This is a genomic window from Actinomadura oligospora ATCC 43269 (genome assembly GCF_000518265.1).
In the GTDB taxonomy this organism is placed as follows: domain Bacteria; phylum Actinomycetota; class Actinomycetes; order Streptosporangiales; family Streptosporangiaceae; genus Spirillospora; species Spirillospora oligospora.
This window is the reverse complement of record NZ_JADG01000009.1, coordinates 286,543-311,372: the sequence shown is the minus strand read 5'-3', so window position 1 is coordinate 311,372 and position 24,830 is coordinate 286,543. Positions and strand designations below refer to the sequence as shown.

Below are 24,830 nucleotides of genomic sequence, written 5' to 3'. Positions count from 1 at the left end.
CAAGATCGGATTGGGCACGTTCGTCCCCGGAGTACTCTTTTGTCCGGTCTTTCATTCCGCGACCACACGGGTACGTTCCGCGAGGAGCGCCGGTGGGGGGCTGTCGTGCCGGTCGCGGCGACTGTGGGGGGACAACGAAACCGCATGGCGACAACGACGTCGGAACCCGCTCCCGGGGGGCGCACGTTCTTCGGCCACCCGTGGGGGCTGGCCACGCTGTTCTTCACCGAGATGTGGGAACGGTTCAGCTTCTACGGGCTGCGCGCGATCCTGGTCCTGTTCCTGATCGCGCCGCCGTCCGACTCGGGACTCGGCATGGCCGAGGGCACGGCCAAGGCCCTGCTCGGCGTCTACATGGCGATGGTCTACTTCGTCGCGCTGCCCGGCGGCTGGGTCGCCGACCGCGTCCTCGGCGCCCGCAAGGCCGTCCTGGTCGGCGGATTCGTGATCATGACGGGCCACATCTCGATGGCCATCCCCGCCGGATCCGGCTTCGTCTACCTCGGCCTCGCGCTCATCATCCTCGGCACCGGCCTGCTCAAGCCGAACATCTCCACGATGGTCGGCAAGCTCTACATCGGTGAGGACAGCGCCCGCCGCGACTCGGCCTTCTCGCTGTTCTACATGGGCATCAACATCGGCTCGCTCGCGCCGTTCGTGGTCGGCTACCTCGGCCAGAACGTCAACTGGCACCTCGGGTTCGGCGCCGCCGCGGTCGGCATGGCGCTCGGCCTCGTCCAGTACGTCCTCGGGAGCAAGCACCTGCGGGGCGTCGGCGACGAGCCCGGCCACCGGCTCTCCCCGGAGGAGCGCTCCCGGTTCGTCCGGGTCTTCGCCGTGGTGGCCGCCGTCGTCGTCGCGATCATCCTGATCGCGATCGCCACCGGCACCCTCACCGTGGACGCCGTGACCGTCGCGCTCACGATCCTGGCGATCGTCGTCCCGGTCGTCTACTTCGGCTACATGTTCCGCAGCCACGAGGTCAGCGCGGACGAGCGGACCAAGCTGCGCGCCTACGTGTGGCTGTTCCTCGCCGCCGCCCTGTTCTGGATGATCTTCGACCAGGCGGCCGGGCCGCTGAACATCTTCGCCAACGACAACGTGAACCTGACCGTGTTCGGCTGGCACATGCCCGCGTCCTGGACGCAGAACATCAACCCGATCCTGGTGATCGCCTTCTCGGCGTTCTTCGCCTGGCTCTGGCTGCGCCTCGGCAACCGCGCGTCCACCGGCATGAAGTTCGGGGTCGCGCTGGTCCTGAGCGGCCTGTCGTTCGTCGTCATGTCCCTGGCCTCGCAGGCCACCCACGGCGGGACGGTCAAGGTGTCGCTGCTCTGGCTGGTCGCGGTCTACCTGCTGCAGACCCTCGGCGAGCTGTGCCTGTCGCCGGTCGGCCTGTCGGTCACCACCCGGCTCGCCCCGGCCGCGTTCGCCAGCCAGATGATGGGCGTCTGGTTCCTCGCCACCGCCGCGGGCGACGCCGTCGGCGGCCAGGTCGCCCGGCTCCAGGACGCCTGGGGGAACGTGACCTACTTCCTGGTGCTCGGCCTGTTCTCGGTCGCCGCGGGCGTGGTGCTGTTCCTGTTCGTCCGGTCGCTGCGGCGGCTGATGGGCGAGGGACGCGAACTGGCCGTCACCCGGCACTGACGCCGGAGCCAGGGGCGTCGGCGACCGCCGCCGCCCCCGTCCGCTCCGTGACGAGATGATCACAGTCCGTGTCAATGATCCTTCGCGGGGTATCTGACCTGGGACGGTTCCGTGACCGAGCGGGGCCCCTCTCCACCGGAGGAGCGGACATGACCATCGGCGGATTCTTCACCGCGATCATCTTCGGAGCGATCATCGGTGCGCTGGGCCGCCTCATCGTGCCCGGCAAACAGGACATGGCGATCTGGCTCACCGTGGTCGTCGGTATCATCGCCGCCTTCCTCGGGACCGGCGTCGCCCACCTGTTCGGCCTGAGGACCCACGGCTGGAACTTCTGGGAGACCCTCTTCCAGATCGTGTTCGCCGTCATCGGCGTCTACCTGGTGGCGACCTTCTGGCCCAAGAAGACGACCCAGCACTGAACGGACCCAGCACTGACCGGACGCGGCACTGACCCGACGCAGCCTGACCGGCAGCAGTTGTCAGCGGAACCGCGCTCAGGCGCCCGCGCCGGGAGCGGCCCCGGGGCCCGTGCCGCGCAGGACGGGCCGGAGCTCCTCCAGCACCGCGGGGTCCTCGATCGTCGACGGCACCGGGACGTCCCGGCCGTCGGCGATCCCGCGCATGGCAGCCCGCAGGATCTTCCCCGACCGGGTCTTCGGCAGCGCGGGCACCACGGTGACCTCCTTCAGCGCCGCCACCGGCCCGATCCGCTCCCGGACCATCGCGACCAGCTCCGCGCACACCGTCTCCGGCGCGGCGTCCACCCCGCTCTTCAACACCACCAGCCCGCGCGGCACCTGGCCCTTCAGCGCGTCCCGGACGCCGATCACCGCGCACTCGGCCACGGCCGGGTGCGCCGCGACGACCTCCTCCATCACGCCCGTGGACAGCCGGTGCCCGGCCACGTTGACCACGTCGTCGGTGCGGCCCATGACCCACACGTAGCCGTCCTGGTCGACCCGGCCGCCGTCCCCGCTCAGGTAGTGGCCGGGGAACCGGGTCAGGTACGACTCGACGAACCGCGCGTCGTCCTGCCACAGCGTCGGCAGCGTGCCCGGCGGCAGCGGCAGCCGGACGACGATGTCGCCCTCCTCGTCCGGCCCGGCGGGCGAGCCGTCCGGACGCAGCACCCGCACGTCGTAGCCGGGGACGGGCACCGACGGCGAGCCCGGCTTGACCGGCAGCGGCTCGAGCCCGCGCGGGTTGCACACCATCGGCCAGCCCGTCTCGGTCTGCCACCAGTGGTCCACGACGGGACGGCCGAGCATCCGCGCGGCCCAGTGGTAGGTGTCGGGGTCGAGGCGCTCGCCCGCCAGGAACAGGGTGTCCAGCGCCGCCAGGTCGTGCTGGGCGAGCAGCCGCCCGTCCGGGTCCTCCTTCTTGATCGCCCGGATCGCGGTCGGCGCCGTGAACAGCGCCTTCACCCGGTGCTGCGCCGCCACCCGCCAGAACGCCCCCGCGTCCGGCGTCCCGACCGGCTTGCCCTCGTACAGGACGGTCGTGCAGCCGGTCAGCAGCGGCGCGTACACGATGTAGGAGTGCCCGACGACCCAGCCGACGTCGGACGCCGCCCAGAACACGTCGCCCGGCCCCACCCCGAACAGGTTCTCCATCGACCAGCGCAGCGCGACCGCGTGCCCGCCGTTGTCCCGGACGACCCCCTTCGGACGGCCCGTCGTCCCGGAGGTGTAGAGGATGTAGAGCGGGTCGGTCGCGGCGACCGGCACGCATCCGACCGGAGTGGCCGCGGCGACCGCCTCGTCCCAGTCGACGTCGCGCGGACGCGCCAGGTCGGCGTGCAGCTGCGGACGCTGCCGGATCACGCACCGCTCGACCTTGTGGGACGCCAGCTCCAGCGCCTCGTCCAGCAGCGGCTTGTAGGCGACCAGCCGCGCCCCCTCGATCCCGCAGGACGCCGACACCACGGCCTTCGGACGGGCGTGGTCGATGCGCGCGGCCAGCTCCGGCGCGGCGAAACCGCCGAACACCACCGAGTGGACCGCTCCGATGCGCGCGCACGCGAGCATCGCGACGACCGCCTCGGGGATCATCGGCAGGTAGACGACCACGCGGTCGCCGCGGTCCACGCCCTGCGCGCGCAGCGCGCCCGCGAACCGCGCGACCTGGTCGGTCAGCTCCCGGTAGGTGAACGTCCGGACGGTCCCGGTGACGGGGGAGTCGTAGATCAGGGCGGGCTGGTCGCCGCGACCCTCCTCGACATGCCGGTCCAGGGCGTTGTCGCATGTGTTCAGCTCACCGCCGGTGAACCACCGGTAGAACGGCGGGGCGCCGTCGTCCAGCACCCGGTCGGGCGGCACCAGCCAGCGGATGTCGCGCGCGGCCAGCCCCCAGAAGCGCGTGGGGTCGGAGATGCTGCGTTCGAACGCAGCGGCGTAAGCGCCCATGTCGTCCTCCGTCGGCTCCCCGGCCCCAAAGCGTGTTTCGGGGCGCCTCCCTATAAGGGACGGCCCGGACGCCTCTCGTCAAGGGCCCCGTACCGTCCGGCCAGGGTGATCAGTCGCCCGCGCCCGCCGCGCCGCGCTTCCGGTGCCCCGGGAACACCATGGGGACACCCTGGGAACGCGCTGGGCCGCGCCCGAAGCGGACGCGGCCCAGGACGGTCGATCAGAGAGGTCAGCCGTTCGCGTCGACGACCACCGACGGAGCCTGCGCCTCCACCGGGTCGTGGTGCGCGCCGTGCCGCAGCCCGTGGAACAGCGCCACCAGCGCCGCCAGGCCCGCGCCCGCCGCCACGATCCAGAAGCACAGCACGTAGGCGTGCAGCGTCGGGACCGGCGTGTGCGGGATGACGCGGCTGGTCAGCACCGACGCCGTGACCGCGCCCGCGATGCTGCCGCCCGCCGTCCGGACCAGCGAGTTGATCCCGGACGCGATGCCGCTCTGGCTCATCGGGACGTGCTGGACGGCCAGCGTCCCGAGCGCCGCGTACGCCACGCCGAACCCGATGCCCTGGATCGCGCTGAACGCCAGCACGTCGTACACGTGCCCGTTCGACACCGCCAGCCACACGTAGCTGAGGCCCGCGAACACCGACCCGATCGCCAGGGTGAACGCCGGGCCGAGGCGCGCGGCGATCCGTCCGGCCAGGGCGGAGAAGACCAGCATCGTGACCGTGCTCGGCAGCATGTACAGGCCGACGTCCAGCACCGACCCGCTCAGCCCGTAGCCGATCTTGTCCTTCGGCGACTGGACGAAGTTGGAGATCAGCGTGAACGCCGCGAACATCGAGAAGCCGAGCAGGACCGACGCCAGGTTCGCGGTGAGCGACTTCGGCCCGACCAGCAGGTTCAGCCGCACCAGCGGCTCCTTGACGCGCAGCTCGACGACCGCCCACACCGCGCACAGCACGACCGCCGCGGCGAACAGCCCGAGCACCCGCCCGGACGTCCAGCCCCACGCGTTGCCCTCGCTGATGCCGAGCAGCAGGCTGACCAGGAACCCGGCCAGCAGCGCCGCGCCGACCAGGTCGGGCCGTCCGCCGTGCCGGGCGCCCAGGTCCTTGGCGCTGACCGCGACCAGGACCATCCCGGCGGCGGCGAGCCCGGCGGCGATCCAGAACACCGGCCGGTAGCTCTCGGTGCGGTCCGCGATGAGCCCGGTGACGATCATGCCCGCGGTGCCGCCGACGCCCATGGTCGCGCTGACCAGGCCGATCGCGGTCGTCACCTTCTCCCGGGGGAAGGTGTCGCGGATCATGCCGATGGCGAGCGGGATCATCGCCGAGGACACGCCCTGCAGCGCCCGCCCGGCGACCAGCACGCCGAGCGAGGAGGACAGCGCGCACACCACCGACCCGGCGGTGAGCAGCGCCATCGCCAGAAGGATCATCGTCTTCTTGCCGTACATGTCGCCGAACCGGGACAGCAGCGGCGTGGCGACCGCCCCGGCCAGCAGGGACGCGGTGAACACCCAGGTCACCGTGGTGACCGAGGCGTCGAAGTGCTGCATCAGCCGGGGCAGCAGCGGGATGACGAGGGTCTGCTGCACCGACACCACCATCCCGGCGATGGCGAGTGCGAACAGCACGAGCCCGGTGTGGGCGGCGGGAGCGGAACGCTCGGCGGTGCCGTGCGGCGCCGCGGTGGCGCGGGTCATGGAGGTCGTGGCCTTCCGGTGTTCGGGGGCGCCTGGGAGCACGCCGGGGGGCGGTCCGGGAACGCGCCGGGGGGAGTGGTTCGTTCAACGGGGCGATTATACTTACTTAAGTTAAGCAACTAGGTTGTAAGGTGAGTCACATGACGCCCCCGCAGCGCCCCGACCAAGCCGTTCCCGCCGCCCCGGCGGCCTCGTCCCCCGACGAGATCATGGAGATCGAACGGGCGCTCACCCGTGTCGCGCACCTGCTCACCCGCGCCCGCCAGCACGACCGCGTCGTCGCCGCGTCCGGCATCGCGGTCGACCGCGCCGCCGTCCCGCTCCTGCGCCTGCTCGCCGACAACGACGGCCCCATGCGTCCCAGCGAGATCGCCGCCCGCCTGGTCGTCGAGGCCCCCCACGTCACCCGCCAGGTCCAGCGCCTCGAACGCGCGGGCTACGTCGACCGCGTCCCCGACCCCGACGACCGCCGCGCCCAGCGCGTCCGGCTCAGCGACACCGGCCGCGACGCCGTCGACTGCATCCGCGCCGTCGGCCGCACCTGGATGAACGACGCCCTCACCGGCTGGTCCCCGGACGAACTCCGCGAACTCGCCCGGCTCGTCCACCGGATGGTCGACGACTTCGTCGCCCACTCCGAGGCCACCGGCTCCCGCTGCGCCGACCCCACCCCCGCACAGCCCAACCCCACGCGGCCCGCCACCCCCGCCCCTGCCACGGCCGAGGCGCGCTGACATCCCGAATCGCGGCGATGTCATTCGTCTCACAGTGTGGGCGTGACCGGCTTCCTAGACCGGTCCACCCTCCCTAGGGTGAGGTCGGTGGACCCCCGGCCGCACACCACCACCCCCGCCCACGGCCCGCGCGCCGCCACGGCGACCACCGGCGACCCCCGCCGCGCCGTCCCGCGCACGGACGCCGTCCTCGCCGACCCCGCCCTGCGCGACGCCAGGCGGCGACTCGGCCGCCGCCTGGTCAAGGCGGCCGTCACCGACGCCCAGCACCGCGTCCGCACCGGAGAACTCGCCGCGAAAGACCTGGTCACAGCCGTTCTCGCGGCCCTCCCCGACCACGCCACGACCCTGCGGCCCGTCCTCAACGCCACCGGCGTCCTCCTGCACACCAACCTCGGCCGCGCCCCCCTGTCGGACGCCGCCCGCGACGCCCTCACCGCCGCCGCCGGATGCGCCGACGTCGAGTACGACCTCGCCACCGGACGCCGGGGACCGCGCGGCGCGGGAGCCCTCGCCGCCCTCCGCGACGCCTGCCCGCCCGGCGCCGACGTCCAGATCGTGAACAACAACGCGGCGGCCCTCACCCTCGCCGCCACAGCCCTCGCCGCGGGCCGCGAGATCATCGTCAGCCGCGGCGAACTCGTCGAGATCGGCGACGGCTTCCGCCTCCCCGACCTGCTCACCGCCACCGGCGCACGGATCCGCGAGGTCGGCACCACCAACCGCACCACCACCGCCGACTACGCCGCCGCCGTCGGCCCGGGCACCGGTTTCGTGCTCAAGGTCCACCCGTCCAACTTCAGGATCGAGGGTTTCACCTATGCCCCGCCGGTCAACGAACTGGCCGCGCTCGGCGTCCCCCTGATCGTGGACATCGGCTCCGGCCTGCTCGCCCCGCACCCCGCCCTTCCCGACGAACCCGACGCCCGCACCGCCCTCCGGGACGGCGCGCACCTGGTCACCGCGTCCGCCGACAAACTCCTCGGCGGCCCCCAGGCCGGTCTCCTGCTCGGAGACCCCGGCCTGCTGACCAGGCTGCGCCGCCATCCCCTCTACCGGGCCCTGCGGGTCGACAAACTCACCCTCGCCGCCCTCGAGGCGACCCTGCGCGGCCCCGTCCCGCCCGTCCGCGCCATGCTCGACGCCGACACCGGCGACCTGCGCCGCCGCGCCGAGACCCTCGCCGCCGCCCTCACCGCGGGACTCCCCGCCCCCGACGTGCGCGTCACCGCCACGACCGCCGTCGTCGGGGGAGGCGGCGCCCCGGGCGTCCCGCTGCCCAGCCACGCCGTCTCCCTTCCCGCCGCCGCCGAACCCGCCCTCCGCGCCGCCCGCGTCATCGGACGCCTCGACCACGACCGCCTCCTCCTCGACCTCCGATCCCTCCACCCCGACGACGACGAAGAACTCCTCACCACCGTGCTCACCACCCTCACCGACCCCACCGCCGATCCCGACGCCAACGCCAACGCTGACGCGCCCGCCGGACCGCCTGCCGTCCCGAACGCCGCCACGGAAGGGAACTGATGCAGGTCGTCGCCACCGCCGGGCACGTCGACCACGGCAAGTCCACCCTCGTCCGCGCCCTCACCGGCATGGAACCCGACCGTCTCGCCGAGGAACGCCGCCGCGGCCTCACCCTCGACCTCGGGTTCGCCTGGACCGACCTGCCGTCCGGCACCCGCCTCGCCTTCGTGGACGTCCCCGGCCACGAACGCTTCGTCACCACGATGCTCGCCGGTGTCGGGCCCGTCCCCGCCGTCCTGCTCACCGTCGCCGCCGACGAGGGCTGGATGCCGCAGACCGAGGAGCACCTCGACGCCCTCGACGCCCTCGGCGTCCGCCACGCCGTCCTCGCCGTCACCCGCGCCGACCTCGCCGACCCCCGCCACGCCCTCCGCCAGGCCCGCACCCGCCTCGCCACCACCGGCCTCGCCGGATCCGAGTCCGTCACCGTCAGCGCCACCACCGGCGAGGGCCTCCCCGAACTCGTCGCCGCCCTCGACCGCCTCGCCGCACGGCTCCCCGTCCCCGACGCCGACGCCCCCGTCCGGCTCTGGATCGACCGCGCCTTCACCGTCCCCGGCAGCGGCACCGTCGTCACCGGAACCCTCCCCGCCGGAACCGTCCGCACCGGCGACGAACTCCTCCTCATGCCCGCCGGACGACGCGTCCGCGTCCGCGCCGTCGAGACCACCAAGGAACGCGTCGACACCGCCACCGGCGTCGCCCGCGTGGCCCTCAACCTCCGCGGCGTCGCCCGCGACGACGTCGCCCGCGGCATGGCCCTCGTCACCCCCGGGGCCTGGACCGCCGCCACCACCCTCGACGTCCGCACCCACTTCGGCGAGGCGTCCGGACGCCTCGCCCGGCAGATGACCCTCCACATCGGATCGGCCGCCGTCCCCGTCCGCCTCCGCCCCCTCGGCCCCGACACCGCACGCCTCACCCTCAACCACCGTCTCGCCCTCCACATCGGCGACACCGCCCTGCTCCGCGACCCCGGACGCCGCGCCGTCGCCGGCGTCAGTGTCCTCGACGTCCGGCCGCCGACCCTCGTCCGCCGCGGCGCGGGCACCGCACGCGCCCGCGAACTCGCCACCTGGCCCGACCGCCCCGACGGAGCCCACGTCCTGCGCCGTCACGGCGTCCTGCGCCGCGCCGACCTCACCGTCATGGGCTGCCGCCCGCCGTCCGGCGCCGTCGCCCTCGACGGCGACTGGCTCGCCGACCCCGCCCACTGGGAGGCCCTCCACCGCCGCCTCGCCGACGAGGTCGCCCGCCACGCCGCCGACCGGCCGCTCGCCCCCGGCCTGCCCGTCGAGACCGCCCGCCTCCGCCTGTCCCTCCCCGCCCGCGATCTCATCACCGCCCTCGTCCGGCCACCGCTCCGCCTCGACGCCGGACGCGTCCACGGCCCGGGCCTCCCACAGCCCGTCGTCGCCGCCGTCGACCGCCTCCGCGCCGACCTCGCCGCCACCCCCTTCCGCGCCCCCACCGCCGACCGGCTCGGAGAGATCGGCCTGACCCCGCCGATCCTCGCCGTCGCCGAACGCGCCGGAGCCGTCCTCCGCCTCCCCGGCGACGTCGTCCTGCTCCCCGGCGGCGACCGCGCCGCCCTGCGCGTCCTGCACGAACTCCCGCAGCCCTTCACCGTCGGCCAGGCCCGCGAGGCGCTCGACGCGCCACGCCGCGTCACCATCGCGTTGCTCGAACACCTGCATCGCCAGGGCCGCACCGAACGCCTCCCCGACGGCCACCGCGTCCCCGCCGACACGGACGCCACCGGCTCCTGACCAGGAGAAACATCAGGCGAAACATTGGGCGCGGACCGACGGCGCGCGACCTCGACCCCACCCCGCCTCATCAGGCAAGCCACCACTTGCCTAACATGGAGTAGTGGAGGACGAGCTCTTCAAGGCCCTCGCCGACCCGACACGACGGCTGATCCTGGACGAACTGACCGAACGCAACGGGCAGTCGCTGTTCGAGATCTGCACCCGCCTGATCACCAGGCACGGGCTCGCCCTGTCGCGGCAGGCGATCAGCCAGCACCTCGCCGTCCTCGAGGCCGCGGACCTCGTCCGCGCCCGCCGCGACGGCCGCTACAAGTTCCACGACCTCAACACCGACCCGCTCGAGCACATCGTCCGCCGATGGCTCGACCGCCCGGAGGACACGCCATGAGGATCAACATCACCAGCGTCTTCGTCGACGACCAGGCCAAGGCCCTCGCCTTCTACACCGACGTCCTCGGCTTCGTGAAGAAGCACGACGTCCCCGTCGGCGGAGCCCGCTGGCTCACCGTCGTCTCACCCGAACAGCCCGAAGGCACCGAACTCCTCCTCGAACCCGACGGCCACCCCGCCGTGAAGCCCTACAAGAGCGCCCTCGTCGCCGACGGCATCCCCGCCACCTCCTTCGCGGTCGACGACGTCCAGGCCGAGCACCGCCGCCTCACAGGCCTCGGCGTCCGCTTCACCCAGGACCCCCTCAGGATGGGCCCCGTCACCACCGCCGTCCTCGACGACACCTGCGGCAACCTCATCCAGCTCGCCCAGGTCGACTAGCCAGGAGCTCCGACCGGCCGTCCCTCGGATCCAACAGACGGGGAAGGGACTCCGTCCGCGTCTGAGCACTCGTTGAGGCTTCTGGACGAGGCATCGTTCCCGTGAGTCCGAGCGGTGCCCTTCCGCAGCCGAACCCGCCGCATGTTCACACTTCTCTCAGTGCGTCCGAGCTTCTCGGCCGCCTCCGCGATCGACATCGCCATCACCACCTCGTCCTCCTGTGGGGTCCACCGGCGGGGGCTGGATCGCTGCCTCATTCCGGCGGGACGCACCCACGCGGCGACCTCGATCGCCTTGACGTACTTGCGTTCGAGCGCGAGGCACCCGTCGTAGTACAGCCAACGAGCGAAATCGACGGCCGGCTCGCAGGTGAGGAGCAGGTTGTAGATGCTGTCGCGCTTGTTCGGCTTGACCGTCCTGTGGGCGCCGGTCACCTCGAGAACCTTCTCGCACACATATGCGCTGAGGCCCGGGCTCGCCGTCGTGAAGCTGACGAACGGATAGCCGTTGCCCGTGAACCCCACCGACCCGTCGGCGTCGATGAGCGCACGCACATAGTCCGGCTCACTGAACGGGACCTCGGGCGGCTTGATGATCGCCGACTTCTTGCCGGCGGGCAGCCCCAGGCTCTCCAGCGCGCTGCGCGCCTCCAGGTCGAAGAGATGCCAGGTGGCCGAATGGTGGGGCTCGCGGGAGGAGAAGTTCGTCGACCGCGTTCTGAAGGTGATCGTGGAGCGGTAGGGGACGAGTTGCTGGAAGCGCTCAAGGATCGGGAGATCGCGCCGTGAGAGTTCGACGGAGACGCGTCCTCGGCCTCGCGACATGGTGGAGAGGTTTCCGTCCGTCTGAAGGAATCCGAACAGATAGGCCATCTCTGGGAGCTCGAGATCGAAGGTGCGACGAGCGCGGTCCAGATCGATCTCCCTCGACGGCCGCCCGAGGCGGGCCGGGGGGCGTGAGGCTTTCGGGGTCACCCTCGCCCATCGCTTGTAGTGGCGGTCGCACATGCCCCGAGCCTTGGCCGGCCTGGTGCAGTGGTGATCGGAGCATTCCGGGGGTGTCATCGCCCTCCTTTCGAAGTGCATCTGTCGAACCTCAGTTCGACCCATGGATTGATTGTTACGCGACGCGGAGCGTCGCCGAGCCGAAATTGGGGTAACGGGAGGCAAGTATTCAGTTGCTCTGAGTGACGAGGGTCTGGCTCGGTCGGTGGCAACCAAAAATGAGTTGAACCGGAATGTGGTGATCTGGCGTCATAGTCCCCGGTTCGTTTCACTATCAAGGTCGGAGAGGGGCACGCGGTGCCGTATCAGGAGTTGAAGGGTGAGCGCGTTCCGATCCGGATGTGGGCGGACCCGTCCACCGTCGAGGATCAGGCGCTCGAGCAGCTGCGGAACGTTTCGGGGCTGCCGTGGGTGGAAGGCCTGGCCGTCATGCCGGACGTTCATTACGGCAAGGGGGCCACCGTCGGTTCGGTCATCGCGATGCGGGACGCGGTGTCGCCGGCCGCCGTCGGTGTGGACATCGGCTGCGGGATGACGGCGGTGAAGTCGACCCTGACGGTTGAGGACATGCCGGATGACCTGGCGGGAATTCGGCGTCGCATCGAAGCGACCATCCCGGTCGGCCGTGCGGCCCACAAGGAGCCGGTGGATCCGTCCGGTGTTCCAGGGCTGAAGGAACGTGGATGGTACGAGTTCTGGAAGGACTTCGAAAGCCTGCATCCGGCCGTGCAGAGCCGTTTCGGCAAGGCTCGTGTCCAAATTGCCTCACTTGGGTCGGGGAATCACTTTTGGGAATTGTGTGCGGATGATGATGGTTCGATCTGGATAGTTCTGCATTCCGGTTCTCGGAATATTGGGAAGGAGCTTGCGGAGCGGCATGTCGAGGTGGCTCGGCGGCTTCCGCATAACCAGGATCTGCCGGATTCCGACCTTGCGGTGTTTCTGGCTGGGACGGATCAGATGGAGGCGTACCGGCACGACCTGTTCTGGGCGCAGGAGTACGCGCGGCGTAACAGGGCGGTCATGATGGCGCTCGCGCAGAACGTCCTGACGCGGCGGTTCGGGGAGAAGCGCTGCAAGTGGGGCGAGGTCATCTCGTGCCACCACAACTACGTGGCGGAGGAGACCTACGGCGGCGTGGACGTGCTGGTCACCCGGAAGGGCGCGATCCGCGCCGGGAAGGGCGACCTGGGGATCATCCCCGGGTCGATGGCGACCGGGACGTACATCGTGCGCGGTCTCGGCAACGAGCTCGCCTTCAACTCGGCGTCGCACGGCGCGGGGCGGCGGATGAGCCGGAACAAGGCCCGCAAGACCTTCACGGTCCAGGACCTGGAGGAGCAGACCAGGGGGGTCGAGTGCCGGAAGGACGGGGGCGTCCTCGACGAGATCCCGGGCGCGTACAAGGACCTGGAGTCGGTGATGGAGGCGCAGACGGACCTCGTCGAGGTCGTCGCGCACCTGCGTCAGCTGATCTGCGTGAAGGGTTGATGTGGGGATGTCGGTGAGGACGGCCCGCCGCAGGCAGCGGCCCGCGACCGCGCGGTCGGCCGAGGACGGTATGAAGCTGCACCGCCGCGCGGTGCGCCTGGCGGGTCGTCCTCACACGGTCGTGTCGCTGCGTCCGGGGACGGCGGTGCGGTTCAGCGCGAACCTGTTCCACGACACGTGGCATGTGCTGTCGGACCGGCATGGGGCGCGGGTGCTGGGACGGCTGCTGTGGGGGCTGTCGTACCAGTCGCGGCCGGGGACGCTGGTGGTGATCGATCGCGAGTTCATCACCACCACGCCGTTCGACGGTGATCCGGCCGACCGGATCGTCCTGGTGCCGGGGTGGGACACGCCGTTCACCGCCCGGCACGCGCGTGCGCTGAAGGCGCGCCTTCCGTTCCCGTCCGCGCCGGACGGCACGGTCCGTTGGCACACGCACGGCCTGGACGCGGCACTGGACGATTCCAGGGCGTGGTTCACGCGGAACGAGGATCGGGACGATCCGATGCGCGGCCGTGTCGAGAACCTGAACGGCCTGGTCGTGTTGCGCCTTCAGTCGCCGAACGAGATGCGGGAGTGGGCCGTCCTGTCCGGTGGGCTCGACCCGCACCTTCACGGCATGGACTACTCCTACCTGGGATCGGGTGCGCACTATGCGTCCGGTGAGGTTCAGGTGTTCCGCGACTTTCGCCGGGATGTGTCGGTCGCCCGGCGTGCGCGCGCGGAGGTGCTGGCCGGGCTGGACGAGCCGGTCGAGCCCGAGTTCCTGCGGCCCTTGGTCTGGGACCGGGCCGAGGCGCTGAAGCGCTGAAGCGCTGAAGCGCTGACCGGCTCGTCCGAGCGGTCAGGCCGAGGCGATGGGCTCCTGGAGTTCGGTCAGCCAGTCGCCGCGGCTTCCGGGGCATTCCAGGGAGATCTCCCTGGGGTAGCCGGTGGAGCGGTGGCCGTTCGCCTCGATCCAGCGTCCGAGGGCCTGGACGGTCGGCAGCATCTCTTCGGGGGAGCCGCGGTGCAGGACGGTGGCGGCCTGCTCGATGGGCGGCAGTTCCACGACCCGGAGGCGGCCGTCGTCCGTGAGCGGCGCGGTGACCTCGATGCCGGCGTGGATGAGCACGCCGCCGTCGGGCGCGTCCTCGTAGTAGGCGACGCCGGGTCCGGACGGGGCGATGCCCGCCTTCTCCAGGAGCTGGAACAGTTCCTCGTAGAGCGGCTGGATGACCGGTGTGATGGCGTCGAAGCCCGACGTCACGCCCGACACCTCCGCGACCCGCAGCTTCGGCAGGCTCTTGACCACGATGTCCTCGGTGGGCATCTGGCCCTCCCTTTCGATCGACCGGAGTCTCGCCTCGACCTGGACGAGCCGGGCCGCCGCGGCCGTCATGGCGGCCTCGAGTTCGGCGCGCCGCAGCCGGAGCATGGCCCGCAGTTCCTCGGTGGTGACCTGGTCGTCGAGGATCTGCCGCACCTGCTGGAGCGTGAACCCGAGCTCCTTGAGCGCGATGAGGCGGTTGAGCCGGGCCAGCTGTCCGGCCTGGTAGTGCCGGTACCCGCTGCCCGGGTCCACCCGCGCGGGACGGAGCAGTCCGAGCGCGTCGTAGTGGCGCAGCATCCTGACCGAAACGCGGCCGTGCCGGGCGAAATCTCCGATGGTGAACATGGTGTCTCCGAGTCCAGCGGCTGACACGGTGTGAGGGTCAAGAACGCTCCTCACCCGGTACGGGCGGGGTGGCGGTCAGCGAGGGGGCGGGGGTGCGAGCCAGGCGTCGATGGCGGTGGTGACGTCGGCGAGGACCTCGTCGCGGTTGGTCTCGTTGAAGATCTCGTGGCGGGCTCCCGGGTAGAGCCGGGAGGTGAGGTCGGCGCCGCGGACGGCGTCGATGCCGACGCGGGTGCCGGAGACCGGGACGAGCGGGTCGTCCTCGCCGTGGAGCCAGAGGACGGGCAGGTCGCCGAGGGTGCCGTGGGCGTTCACGGTCTCGATGGAGGCGAGGAGGCCCCGGACGGTCGCGGGCTTGAACGGGCCGTGCCAGACGAGGGGGTCGGCGGCGTAGGCCCGGCCGACCCCGGGGTCGCGGGAGAGTGTGGAGACGTCGATGGGGACGTCGGGGATCTCGTCGAGGTCGCGCAGGGCGGCGAGGGAGTCCCAGCGGCCGAGGACGGGCCCGGAGAGGACGAGCGCGGTGAGCCGGTCGCCGTGGAGCTGGGCGTAGCGGGTGGCGATGAGGCCGCCCAAGGAGTGGCCGATCATGACGACGGGGACGCCGGGCAGGTCCTCGCGGGCGGATTCGACGACGGTGTGGAGGTCGGCGACCAGGTCGTCCACGTCGCGGACGAGGACGCGGTCGCCCGCGGAGAGGCCGTGTCCGGCGTGGTCGGGGCCGCAGACGACGGCGCCGTGCTCGTGGAGGGCGGCGGCGACGTGGTCGTAGCGTCCGAGGTGCTCGCCGTAGCCGTGGACGAGGACGGCGGCGTAGCGGGGGGTGTCGTGAGGCCAGATGTGGGCCGTGACGGCGCCGTGCGTTCCGGCGAACTCCCACTGGCGGGCGGCGGGCATGGAACCTCCGGGTGGTGGACGTCCGGGGGAGGCCGGATGCGGGGGCCGATGATCGCGCGGATACCGTCTCCCGCGGTGCGCGAGATCGTCAAACGGCGCAATAGGCTGGACCGTCCAGACGTTCGAACGGCAGGAAGGGGCGCCCGTGCTGGTCGACAGCTTCGGTCGGACCGCGACGGACCTGCGGGTCTCCCTCACCGACCGGTGCAATCTGCGCTGTTCGTACTGCATGCCGGCGGAGGGTCTGGAATGGCTGCCGAAACCGGAGCTGCTGACCGACGACGAGGTGGTCCGGCTCGTCCGGATCGGGGTGGAGCGGCTCGGGATCGCCGAGGTCAGGTTCACCGGCGGTGAGCCGCTGCTGCGCCGGGGCCTGCCCGATCTGGTGCGCCGGACGGTGGAGATGTCGCCGCGTCCGCGGGTGTCGCTGACGACGAACGCGATCGGCCTGGCCCGGCTGGCGGGGCCGCTCGCGGACGCCGGGCTCGACCGGGTGAACGTGTCGCTCGACACCCTCGACCGCGAGACGTTCAAGAGGCTCGCGCACAGGGACCGGCTGCCGGACGTCCTGGCGGGGCTCGCCGCCGCGCGTGACGCGGGTCTGCTGCCGGTGAAGGTGAACGCGGTGCTGATGCGGGGGGTGAACGACCACGAGGCCGTCCCGCTGCTGCGCTGGTGCCTCGAGCAGGGTTACCGCCTGCGGTTCATCGAGCAGATGCCGCTGGACGCCCAGCGCGGCTGGAACCGCGACGACATGATCACGGCGGACGAGATCCTCGCCCGGCTCGGTGAGGCGTTCACGCTGACCCCGGAGGACGCCGTCGGGCGCGGCAGCGCCCCCGCGGAGTCGTTCCTGGTGGACGGCGGCCCGGACACGGTGGGCGTGATCGGGTCGGTGACGCGGCCGTTCTGCGGGGCGTGCGACCGGGTCAGGCTGACGGCGGACGGCCAGATCCGCAACTGCCTGTTCGCGACCGAGGAGTCCAACCTGCGGGACGCCCTGCGCGAGGGCGCCTCCGACGACGTCCTGGCCGAGCGGTGGCGGGCCGCCGTGGCGCGCAAGCGCGCGGGCCACGGCATCGACGACCCGTCGTTCCTGCAGCCGGCCCGTCCGATGTCCGCGATCGGCGGCTGACCGCCGGTGGTCTTGCGGGGCTGATCGTTTGGCCGCCGGGAGGCGTCGTGGGCGGGTGTGGGGGGCGTGCGACGATGGCGGGGTGACGGACGAGCCGCTGGACACCCGTGTCGAGATCACCGTCCCGCCCGACGAGGAGGTCGGCGCGTTCGCCGGGTTCGCCTCGGTCTGGCGGGCCCAGGACAGTTTCGTCCTGGACTTCGCCACGGAGGTGCGTCCGCCCGAGGTCGCCGAGGACCGGGCGACCGGCGAGCGGTACGTGCACGTTCCCGCCCGCGTGGTCGCGCGCGTCCGGATCCCGCCGGGGCAGGTGTGGGAGCTGATGCGGGCGCTGGAGAAGAACCTCAGCGCCTATGAGCGCGAGCGCGGCTCGGGCACGCATGACGAGTGACGCCGCGCCGCCGGCGTTCGACGCGATCCTGCTGGCGGGCGGCCTGGCGCGCCGGTTGGGCGGGGCCGACAAGCCCGCGATGAAGGTCGGCGGGACGCCGCTGCTGGTGTTGACGGCACGCGCGGTCGAGGCCGCCGGACGCGTCGTGGTGGTCGGCCCCCAGCATCCGGATCTGCCGCACGCGACGTACGTCCGCGAAGACCCGCCGGGTTCCGGACCCGTTCCGGCGCTGCGTGCCGGGTTCGCCGAAGTCCGCGCCCCGTGGACGGCGCTGCTGGCCGCCGACCTGCCGTTTCTCCGTCCGGAACACGTCACCGGGCTCCTCGGCGCGGCGCGGCGCGCCGACGCGGACGGAGCGGTGTTCGTGGACGACGAGGGCCGCTCCCAGTGGCTCACCGGGGTGTGGCGGACGGCGGCTCTCCGGCGGGCGCTCGACCGCTACGAGGGTCAGCGGCTGCGCGGAGTGCTGCGGGCGCTGCGTCCGCTCGCGGTCTCGGTCAGGGACGCGGGGGACCGGCCGCCGTGGTTCGACTGCGACACCCCGGAGGCGCTGGCCGAGGCCGGCCGGGCCGCGTCCGGCCCGTACGATCGGAGCCGGGATCCGGTGAAGGAGGAAATGACGGTGCTGGAGGAGTGGATCGAGGCGGTGTGCCTGGAGCTCGGCGTCGAGCGCGCCGACATGGACCGTGACCTGGTCCTGGATCTGGCGCGGGACGTGGCGCACGGCGTGGCCCGTCCCGCGGCGCCGCTGACGGCCTACCTGCTCGGCCTGGCGGTCGGACGGGGCATGTCCGCGAGGGACGCCGCCGCCCGCGTCACCGAGATGGCCCTGGCCCGCAAGAACGACGCGGACGCCTAGCCGGGCGCGGCCGGCCGTTCGAAAGCGGCCGGCCGTTCGCGGTGGCCGGGCCGTTCGCGCTGGCCGGGTCGTTCGCGGCGGACGGCCCGGTCGCGGCTAGCCGTCGGACGGGGTGAGCTCGCTCATCGGGACGACGTCCTTGAGGAAGTCGCGGCGGCTCAGGAACTCCGAGAGCGATGCGCGGTGGGCGTCGCAGGCCAGCCACACCTTGCGCCGCTCCGGCGTGTGGATCTTCGGGTTGTTCCAGCGCAGGGCCCAGACGGCGGGGGCGCGGCAGCCCTTGGCCGAGCACTGGGGGGGCTCGTTCGCCGGGTCGCCGGGACGGGATTCGGTCACGGTCCAAGCGTAGTGAACCGGCGGAGCCGCCCGGCCTGCCGGGCCGCCGTCCGGCTAAAGCGGCGGGCAAGGGCGGGACCGGGAACGGTCGCGGGGCCCGCGCGTGGCGTTTGCCCGGTTCGTCACGGGTGAAGGACTCGTCGTGTGACGACCGAGACGGCGGGGCCCCAGCCGTGCGCCCATCCGTGGCGGGCGTTGTCGGTCTGCCTGGTCGCGGCCTTCATGACGCTCCTGGACGTCAGCATCGTCAACGTGGCGCTGCCGTCGATCAAGACCGCGCTGCACGCCTCCGAGGGCGGGCTGCAGTGGATCCTGTCCGGGTACGCGCTCACGTTCGGCCTGGTCCTGGTGGCGGCGGGACGGATCGGGGACGCGCGTTCCCGGCGCGCGACGTTCATGGCCGGGCTGGCGCTGTTCGTCGTGGCCAGCGCGGCGTGCGGGCTCGCTCCGACGATGCTCTGGCTGGTGGTCGCCCGGTTCTTCCAGGGCATCGCGGGCGGGGTGCTGAACCCGCAGGTCGCGGGGCTGATCCAGCAGCTGTTCCAGGGCGCGGACCGGGGCCGGGCGTTCGGCGCGCTCGGCGCGGTCATCGGGATCGCGACGGCGGTCGGGCCGGTGCTGGGCGGCATCCTGATCCAGATCGCCGGGACCGAGACCGGCTGGCGCTGGATCTTCCTGATCAACATCCCGATCGGGCTGGTCGCGCTGGTGCTGGCGCGGCTGCTGCTGCCCGAGCCCATCTACGGCGAGAGCAAGGGCCTGGACCCGGTGGGCGTGTTCCTGCTGGGCGCCGCGGTCATCGCGATCATGCTGCCGTTCCTGCAGGAGCGGACCTGGCACGGGCACGGCAAGTGGCTGCTGCTGGTCGCCGGGCTCGTCCTGCTCGGCGTGTTCGTGGCGTGGGAGCGGTACACCGACGCGCCCATGGTGGACCTCGGGCTGTTCCGGCTGCGCTCGTACACGCTCGGCTCCGGGATCGCGCTGCTGTACTTCGCCGGGTTCACCTCGATCTTCTTCATCTTCACCCTCTACCTGCAGAACGGCCTGGGCTACAGCGCGTTCGACGCGGGCATCGCGATCACCCCGTTCGCGCTCGGGTCCGGGGCCGCGTCGGCGGTCGGGGGCCGCATGGTCGGACGGCTCGGACGTCCGCTGGTCTGCGGCGGCCTGGGGGTGGTCGCCGCCGGACTGGTGCTGACGTGGATCGCGGTGGAGGTGCATCCGGGCGCGGGCGCGGCCTGGTGGACGGCGGTCCCGCTGCTGTTCGCGGGCCTGGGGAGCGGCCTGGTGATCTCGCCGAACCAGACCATCACGCTGTCGGAGGTGCCGTTCCAGCAGGGCGGCAGTGCGGCGGGTGTGCTCCAGACCGGGCAGCGGGTCGGGACGGCGGTCGGCATCGCCTGCGTCGGCGCGGTGTTCTTCGCGACGGTCGCGGGCAGCGGCGGGGACTGGGCGGCGGCGTTCCGCAACGGCCTGCTGGTCGTGCTCGGGTTCGTCCTCGCGGCGTTCGCGCTGAGCCTGCTCGACCTGTTCGGCCACGCCGCGAAGCCGATCCTCCGGCAGCACGTGGGCTGACCTCCCGGCCCCGCGCCCGGTGGTTTACCGAACGTGGACCGGGGACGGGGACTAGCCGGAACACCACGCGGCAAGGGGATCCGAGAAGGGGGCAGTTCATGGCGGACGACCAGGACGCGAACAAGGGCCAGGACGCGACCAGCAGCTGGGCCGGGACGAGCCGAAACCCGGCCGCCACCGGTGGCTGGGCCACGGCCGGGAGCCGGGACGCGATCAGGAGCCAGGGCGCTCCGGGCGAGCCCGCGCGCGGGCTCGGCCCGGGGACAGGGGGACCGCCGTCCCGCGTGCCGTACAACCATCCGACGGCGGGCTGGGGCGCGGCCAAGCGGGTCGGCGAGGCCGTCGCGGAGACGCGCGAGGTCGCCGAGCTGCCGCGTGCCCTGCTGAAGATGAACCACGAGGACGGCGGGTTCGACTGCCCCGGCTGCGCCTGGCCGGACTCTCGCGACGGCCTGAAGCTCGACATCTGCGAAAACGGCATCAAGCACGTCGCGTGGGAGATGACGCACAAGCGCGCGGACCGCGCGTTCTTCGCCGCGCACACCGTGTCCGAGCTGGCGACCTGGAGCGACTTCGCGCTGGAGGACGCCGGGCGGCTGACCGAGCCGATGGTGTACGACGAGGCGTCCGACCGGTACGTCCCGATCTCGTGGGAGCAGGCGTTCCAGCTGGTCGGACGCACCCTCCGCGGCCTGGACGACCCGGACCGCGCCGCGTTCTACACCTCCGGGCGGCTCAGCAACGAGGGGTCGTTCCTGTACCAGCTGTGGGTGCGCGAGTTCGGCACCAACAACCTGCCGGACTGCTCGAACCTGTGCCACGAGGCGAGCGGGAAGGCGTTGCACGCGTCCCTCGGCACGCCGAAGGGCACCGTCGACCTGAACGACTGGGACATGGCCGACGCCATCCTCCTGCTGGGCAACAACGCCGCGTCCAACGCGCCGCGCATGCTGACCGCGCTCGCCAAGGCCCACCGGCGGGGCGCGGCGATCGTGCACGTCAACCCGCTGGTGGAGGGTGCGGCACGGCGGACGATCGTGCCGCACGAGTTCGTGTCGATGGGCCTGAACAAGTCCACGCCGACGGGCACGATGGACGTCCAGGTGCGGATCGGCGGCGACATGGCGCTGCTGCGCGGCGTCGCCAAGGCCGTCCTGGAGAAGGCGGAGACCGACCCGCACGCCGTCGACCGGGACTTCCTGGACCGGCACACGACGGGGTTCGAGGTGTACGCGAAGATCGTCAGGGAGTCCGCGTGGGCGGACCTGGAGCGCGTCTCGGGCGTCCGGGAGGCGCGGATCCGCGAGCTGGCCGCGGTGTACCTGCGGTCCAAGCGGACGATCGTCGCCTGGTGCCTCGGCATCACCCAGCACGACCACGCCGTCGACACCATCCGCGAGATCGTCAACGTGCTGATGCTGCGCGGCAACATCGGCACCGAGGGCGCGGGCGTCTGCCCCGTGCGCGGGCACAGCAACGTCCAGGGCAACCGCACCTGCGGCATCGACCACCGGCCGCCGCCGTTCCTGACCGACCGGATGGACGAGCTCTACGCCTTCACCCCGCCGCGCAGGCCGGGCCTGGACGTCGTCCGGACCGTCCAGGCGATGCACGAGGGGAAGGTGAAGGTGTTCGTGTCGCTCGCCGGGAACTTCGCGCTCGCCTGCCCCGACACCGCCTACACCTTCGAGGCGCTGCGCCGCTGCGACCTGACCGTCCACGTCTCGACCAAGCTGAACCGCAGCGACCTCGTCCACGGGAGGAAGGCGCTGATCCTGCCGACGCTGACGCGCAGCGAGAAGGACCGGCAGGCCGGTGGCGTGCAGTGCGTCACGGTCGAGGACTCCATGAGCATGGTGCACCGGTCGACGGGGATGAAGCGGCCCGCGTCGGGGCGCCTGCGGTCGGAGATCGCGATCCTCGCCGGGATGGCGCGGGCGACGCTGCCCGACAGCACGACCCCGTACGAGGAGTACGCCGAGGACTACGACCGCATCCGGGACGCCATGTCACGCTGCCTCGAAGGGTTCGAGGAGTTCAACCGGCGCGTCCGGCAGCCGCTCGGGTTCCGGTTGCGGCAGGCCGCGCGGGAGCGGGTGTTCGCGACGCCGTCCGGCGGCGCCGAGTTCTCCCTGGCCGCGCTCGGCGACGTCACCCCCGGCGTGGGACGGCTCATGCTCAGCACCGTCCGGTCGCACGACCAGTGGAACACCTCGATCTACTCCGACGACGACCGGTACCGGGGCGTCCGCAACCTGCGCACGCTCGTCTTCATGAACCGCGCCGACATGGACGAGCGTGGCCTGAAGGAACTCGACCTCGTCGACATCACGTCGATCGCCAAGGACGGCTCGAAACGCTCGGTCCACGGCTACCGCGCGATCGCCTACGACATCCCGCGCGGCTGCGCGACCGGGTACATGCCGGAGCTGAACGTGCTGTGCCCGATCGGCGACTTCAGCCCGCAGAGCGACCAGCCGCTGATGAAGCAGATCACCGTCGAGATCGTCCGCAGCCGGGCGGCCGAGCGGGCGGCGTCGGGCGAGCGCCTCTCCGCCCCCGCCTGACCCGCCCCCGCCTGACCCGCCCCCGCCTGACCCGCTCCGGCCGTCCGGTCGCTGCGTGGCCTACCGGCGGGCGCGGGCGCGCAGCGACCGGACGGCGCGGAGCGCCCCCGCGGCGAGCAGCGTCCCCGCGGTCGCCGCGCCCGCGACGGCCAGGTTCTGCCGCCTGATCCGGGACGGGATCTCCGCGTACGGCAGGGTCGAGAACGACACCAGCTCGTACCGCGACACGTACCGTCCGGCGAGCCGCCGCTCCAGCGCGTGGACGGCCGCCTGCCTGGCCCGGTACACCGGGGAGGCGACCCTGTCGCGCATCTCCACGAAGTTGTCCAGCGCCATCTCGGCGATCGCGTCGGTGTTGGCCTTGCGGCGCTCCTGGTAGCGCGTCAGGGCGGCGGCCCAGTCGCCGTTCGTCTCGTCCAGGCAGCGGTCGATCTCGATGCAGTCCTCGAACGCGCAGTTCGCGCCCTGCCCGAAGAACGGCACGATCGCGTGCGCGGCGTCGCCGAGCAGCGCCACCGACGCGCCCTCGCCGGTCCGCACCCACGGCCACGCCCGGACGGTCACCAGCGACCCGACCGGGTTGTGCGCGAAGTCGCCCGCGAGGTCCGGCATCAGGGGGGCGACGTCCGGGTAGTGCCGCCGGAAGTGCGCGGTCACCGCCTCGGGCGTGCCGAGCGCCTCGAAGTCGTCCTTCGGCCAGAACAGCGTGCAGGTGAACGAGCGGTCCAGGTTCGGCAGCGCGATCATCATGGACGTGCCGCGCGGCCAGATGTGCAGGGCGTCCGGGTCGAGCGCGAAGTCGCCGTCGCGCGGCGGGATCGTCAGCTCCTTGTAGCCGTGCTCCAGGAAGTCGGTGTCGACGTCGAACGCGCCGCCCGGCCGCACGCCGCGCCGGACCGCGCTGTACGCGCCGTCCCCGGCCAGGACGATGTCGGCGGGCTCGGTGAGGGTGCCGCCCGGGCCGTCCAGGGTGAGCTTGCCGGACGCGGTGTCCACGGCCGTCACCTTGTGCCCGAACCGGAGCGTCACGCCGGGCGTGGCCTCGGCGGTGTCGAGCAGCGCGGCGTTCAGCTCGGAGCGGCTGATCGAGTTGATCGCGCGCGTGCCGTCCGCGCTGTAGGACTGGAAGTTGGTCGTGCCGCCGCTCGGGTGGACCATGCGGCCGTGCATCGGCAGCGCCCGCGCCAGCGCGTGCTCGCGCAACCCGACCTCCTCGAGCGCGGCCAGGCCGCGCGCGGAGATCGCCAGGTTGATGGACCGGCCGCGTTCGGCCCCGGCGATCCGCGGGTCCGGGCGCCGCTCGTACACCGTCACGGGGACGCCGCGCCGTCCCAGCAGGGTCGCCAGCAGCGCGCCCGCCAGGCCCGCGCCGACGACGGCGACGCGCCGCGCCTCGGACTGCCGCGACTGGTCGTGTTGTGTCCGGTGCTGCGGGGCGCGGGACGGCTCAGCGGCCATGGACGACGGTCTCCTCGATCTGCGACCGGACCTCCCACAGGTCCGGGAAGGCCGGGGTGAACAGGGTGGAGCGCAGGTAGTCCGCCCCGGCGGAACCGCCGGTGCCGATCTTGGCGCCGATGGTCCGCTCGACCATCTTGACGTGCCGGTACCGCCACTCCTGGATGCCCTCGTCGATGTCGACCAGCGCCTCGCACACCTCGCCGGCGGGGGCGCGGTCGTCGGCGTACACCTTCAGCAGGGCCTCCTGGACGCCCGTGTCGGCCCGCCACGGCTCCGACGGGTCGCGCTCCAGCACCGCGTCCGGGATCGCGAAGCCCTGGACCGACAGGTACCGCATCAGGGAGTCCATCAGCGAGCGGCGCGCGACGGCGGCCCTCAGGCCCTCGTCGTCGCGCAGGTCCGACGCCGGGAACCGGCGGCGGCCGAGGACGGCCTCGATCTGCCGGAACTGCTCGGACTGGAACCCGCTGGACGTGCCGAGAGAGTCCCGGAACGAGGCGAACTGGCGCGGCGTCATGGTCTCCAGCACGTCCAGCTGGCCGACCACGGTCTTGAGGATCTTGACGATCCGGCGGGCGGTGCTCAGCGTGCCCGCGCTGTCGCCGTCCTCCAGCCGCCGCTGCAGCAGGTCCGCCTCGTGCAGGATCTGCTTGAACCACAGCTCGTACACCTGGTGGATGATCACGAACAGCAGCTCGTCGTGCGCGGCGGTCCGCGGTTCCTGGCAGTCCAGCAGCCTGTCCAGCCGCAGGTAGCCGCCATAGGTGAGGGCTTCAGGGGCCGGTTCGCCCATCGCCTCGTCCTCCTTCGTCCCCGCTCCGTGCCCGCGCCTCCCGGCACCTCGGTGTGCCGGGGGACGACGCCGCGTAACGGCATCAACGGGTGGA

The 24,830-nt window shown here is 72.2% G+C and carries 22 protein-coding genes; 14 read left to right on the top strand and 8 right to left on the bottom strand.

Translation table 11 applies throughout. The features are described 5' to 3' along the window. Positions 1 to 144 precede the first annotated feature (144 nt). Together P696_RS0115385 and P696_RS0115380 are read left to right on the top strand one after the other, a co-directional pair. Complete coding sequence (locus P696_RS0115385) at positions 145 to 1,647, top strand: peptide MFS transporter (protein ID WP_084337554.1); 1,503 nt, start codon at positions 145 to 147, stop codon at positions 1,645 to 1,647. Between the two features lie 149 nt (positions 1,648 to 1,796). Continuing rightward, positions 1,797 to 2,069, top strand: coding sequence for a GlsB/YeaQ/YmgE family stress response membrane protein (locus P696_RS0115380; protein ID WP_026413040.1), 273 nt, complete (start codon positions 1,797 to 1,799; stop codon positions 2,067 to 2,069). 75 nt (positions 2,070 to 2,144) lie between these two features. On the opposite strand, the gene P696_RS45710 is transcribed toward P696_RS0115380, so the two are convergent. Beyond that, a complete protein-coding gene (locus tag P696_RS45710; protein WP_051467652.1) occupies positions 2,145 to 4,055 on the bottom strand; it encodes a propionyl-CoA synthetase in 1,911 nt (636 codons plus the stop codon). A 229-nt stretch (positions 4,056 to 4,284) separates the two neighbouring features. Then, complete coding sequence (locus P696_RS45705; RefSeq protein WP_051467649.1) at positions 4,285 to 5,766, bottom strand: MFS transporter; 1,482 nt, start codon at positions 5,764 to 5,766, stop codon at positions 4,285 to 4,287. 140 nt (positions 5,767 to 5,906) lie between these two features. Between P696_RS45705 and P696_RS45700 the strand changes: the two genes are divergently transcribed. The 5 genes from P696_RS45700 to P696_RS0115345 all read left to right on the top strand — a co-directional run bounded on the left by P696_RS45700 (position 5,907) and on the right by P696_RS0115345 (position 10,570). Next, positions 5,907 to 6,500, top strand: coding sequence for a MarR family winged helix-turn-helix transcriptional regulator (locus tag P696_RS45700; RefSeq protein ID WP_084337552.1), 594 nt, complete (start codon positions 5,907 to 5,909; stop codon positions 6,498 to 6,500). An 87-nt stretch (positions 6,501 to 6,587) separates the two neighbouring features. Then, positions 6,588 to 8,027: an L-seryl-tRNA(Sec) selenium transferase gene (selA, locus tag P696_RS45695; RefSeq protein WP_064744032.1), complete on the top strand. Its 1,440-nt coding sequence runs from the start codon at positions 6,588 to 6,590 to the stop codon at positions 8,025 to 8,027. Then, on the top strand, positions 8,027 to 9,796 hold the full coding sequence (selB, locus tag P696_RS0115355; RefSeq protein ID WP_026413039.1) for a selenocysteine-specific translation elongation factor: 1,770 nt from the start codon (positions 8,027 to 8,029) through the stop codon (positions 9,794 to 9,796). Before selA ends, selB begins: the two co-directional genes overlap by 1 nt. Positions 9,797 to 9,899: 103 nt before the next feature. Next, positions 9,900 to 10,187 carry an ArsR/SmtB family transcription factor gene (locus tag P696_RS0115350; protein WP_026413038.1) on the top strand — a complete coding sequence of 96 codons (288 nt, stop codon included), beginning with the start codon at positions 9,900 to 9,902 and terminating at the stop codon, positions 10,185 to 10,187. Next, positions 10,184 to 10,570 (top strand): VOC family protein, encoded by a 387-nt coding sequence (locus tag P696_RS0115345; RefSeq protein ID WP_026413037.1) that lies wholly within the window; start codon positions 10,184 to 10,186, stop codon positions 10,568 to 10,570. The genes P696_RS0115350 and P696_RS0115345 overlap by 4 nt, the downstream gene beginning before the upstream one ends. Here P696_RS0115345 and P696_RS45690 read toward each other — a convergent pair. After that, positions 10,567 to 11,679, bottom strand: coding sequence for an LAGLIDADG family homing endonuclease (locus P696_RS45690; RefSeq protein ID WP_211245758.1), 1,113 nt, complete (start codon positions 11,677 to 11,679; stop codon positions 10,567 to 10,569). The two genes, P696_RS0115345 and P696_RS45690, sit on opposite strands and share 4 nt — an antisense overlap. 192 nt (positions 11,680 to 11,871) lie before the next feature. On the opposite strand from P696_RS45690, the gene P696_RS0115335 reads away from it, so the two are divergent. Together P696_RS0115335 and P696_RS45685 are read left to right on the top strand one after the other, a co-directional pair. Beyond that, the gene (locus P696_RS0115335; RefSeq protein WP_026413036.1) at positions 11,872 to 13,065 is read left to right on the top strand and encodes an RtcB family protein; all 1,194 of its coding nucleotides are present in this window, start codon (positions 11,872 to 11,874) and stop codon (positions 13,063 to 13,065) included. Positions 13,066 to 13,072: 7 nt separating this feature from the next. Beyond that, complete coding sequence (locus tag P696_RS45685; RefSeq protein WP_157429721.1) at positions 13,073 to 13,876, top strand: hypothetical protein; 804 nt, start codon at positions 13,073 to 13,075, stop codon at positions 13,874 to 13,876. A gap of 33 nt (positions 13,877 to 13,909) precedes the next feature. Here P696_RS45685 and P696_RS0115325 read toward each other — a convergent pair whose 3' ends face one another. Both P696_RS0115325 and P696_RS0115320 read right to left on the bottom strand, forming a co-directional pair. Beyond that, positions 13,910 to 14,722: a MerR family transcriptional regulator gene (locus P696_RS0115325; protein ID WP_026413035.1), complete on the bottom strand. Its 813-nt coding sequence runs from the start codon at positions 14,720 to 14,722 to the stop codon at positions 13,910 to 13,912. 75 nt (positions 14,723 to 14,797) lie between these two features. Beyond that, a complete protein-coding gene (locus P696_RS0115320; protein WP_026413034.1) occupies positions 14,798 to 15,619 on the bottom strand; it encodes an alpha/beta hydrolase in 822 nt (273 codons plus the stop codon). A gap of 145 nt (positions 15,620 to 15,764) precedes the next feature. On the opposite strand from P696_RS0115320, the gene moaA reads away from it, so the two are divergent. The 3 genes from moaA to P696_RS59050 all read left to right on the top strand — a co-directional run bounded on the left by moaA (position 15,765) and on the right by P696_RS59050 (position 18,004). Further along, positions 15,765 to 16,754 carry a GTP 3',8-cyclase MoaA gene (gene moaA / locus P696_RS0115315; protein ID WP_026413033.1) on the top strand — a complete coding sequence of 330 codons (990 nt, stop codon included), beginning with the start codon at positions 15,765 to 15,767 and terminating at the stop codon, positions 16,752 to 16,754. An 82-nt stretch (positions 16,755 to 16,836) separates the two neighbouring features. Further along, on the top strand, positions 16,837 to 17,145 hold the full coding sequence (locus tag P696_RS0115310) for a DUF3467 domain-containing protein (protein ID WP_026413032.1): 309 nt from the start codon (positions 16,837 to 16,839) through the stop codon (positions 17,143 to 17,145). Beyond that, complete coding sequence (locus tag P696_RS59050; protein ID WP_034485010.1) at positions 17,135 to 18,004, top strand: NTP transferase domain-containing protein; 870 nt, start codon at positions 17,135 to 17,137, stop codon at positions 18,002 to 18,004. The genes P696_RS0115310 and P696_RS59050 overlap by 11 nt, the downstream gene beginning before the upstream one ends. Before the next feature lie 96 nt (positions 18,005 to 18,100). Here P696_RS59050 and P696_RS0115300 read toward each other — a convergent pair whose 3' ends face one another. Continuing rightward, positions 18,101 to 18,340 carry a hypothetical protein gene (locus P696_RS0115300; RefSeq protein WP_026413031.1) on the bottom strand — a complete coding sequence of 80 codons (240 nt, stop codon included), beginning with the start codon at positions 18,338 to 18,340 and terminating at the stop codon, positions 18,101 to 18,103. A gap of 144 nt (positions 18,341 to 18,484) precedes the next feature. Here P696_RS0115300 and P696_RS45675 point away from each other — a divergent pair, with 144 nt between their 5' ends. Then, complete coding sequence (locus P696_RS45675) at positions 18,485 to 19,915, top strand: MFS transporter (RefSeq protein ID WP_051467645.1); 1,431 nt, start codon at positions 18,485 to 18,487, stop codon at positions 19,913 to 19,915. Positions 19,916 to 20,013: 98 nt separating this feature from the next. Further along, the gene (locus P696_RS0115290) at positions 20,014 to 22,482 is read left to right on the top strand and encodes an FdhF/YdeP family oxidoreductase (protein ID WP_084337548.1); all 2,469 of its coding nucleotides are present in this window, start codon (positions 20,014 to 20,016) and stop codon (positions 22,480 to 22,482) included. A 60-nt stretch (positions 22,483 to 22,542) separates the two neighbouring features. On the opposite strand, the gene P696_RS45670 is transcribed toward P696_RS0115290, so the two are convergent. Continuing rightward, positions 22,543 to 23,940: an FAD-dependent oxidoreductase gene (locus P696_RS45670; RefSeq protein WP_051467643.1), complete on the bottom strand. Its 1,398-nt coding sequence runs from the start codon at positions 23,938 to 23,940 to the stop codon at positions 22,543 to 22,545. Beyond that, positions 23,930 to 24,736: a tryptophan 2,3-dioxygenase gene (locus tag P696_RS0115280; RefSeq protein ID WP_026413029.1), complete on the bottom strand. Its 807-nt coding sequence runs from the start codon at positions 24,734 to 24,736 to the stop codon at positions 23,930 to 23,932. The genes P696_RS45670 and P696_RS0115280 overlap by 11 nt, the downstream gene beginning before the upstream one ends. Positions 24,737 to 24,830: the final 94 nt, after the last annotated feature.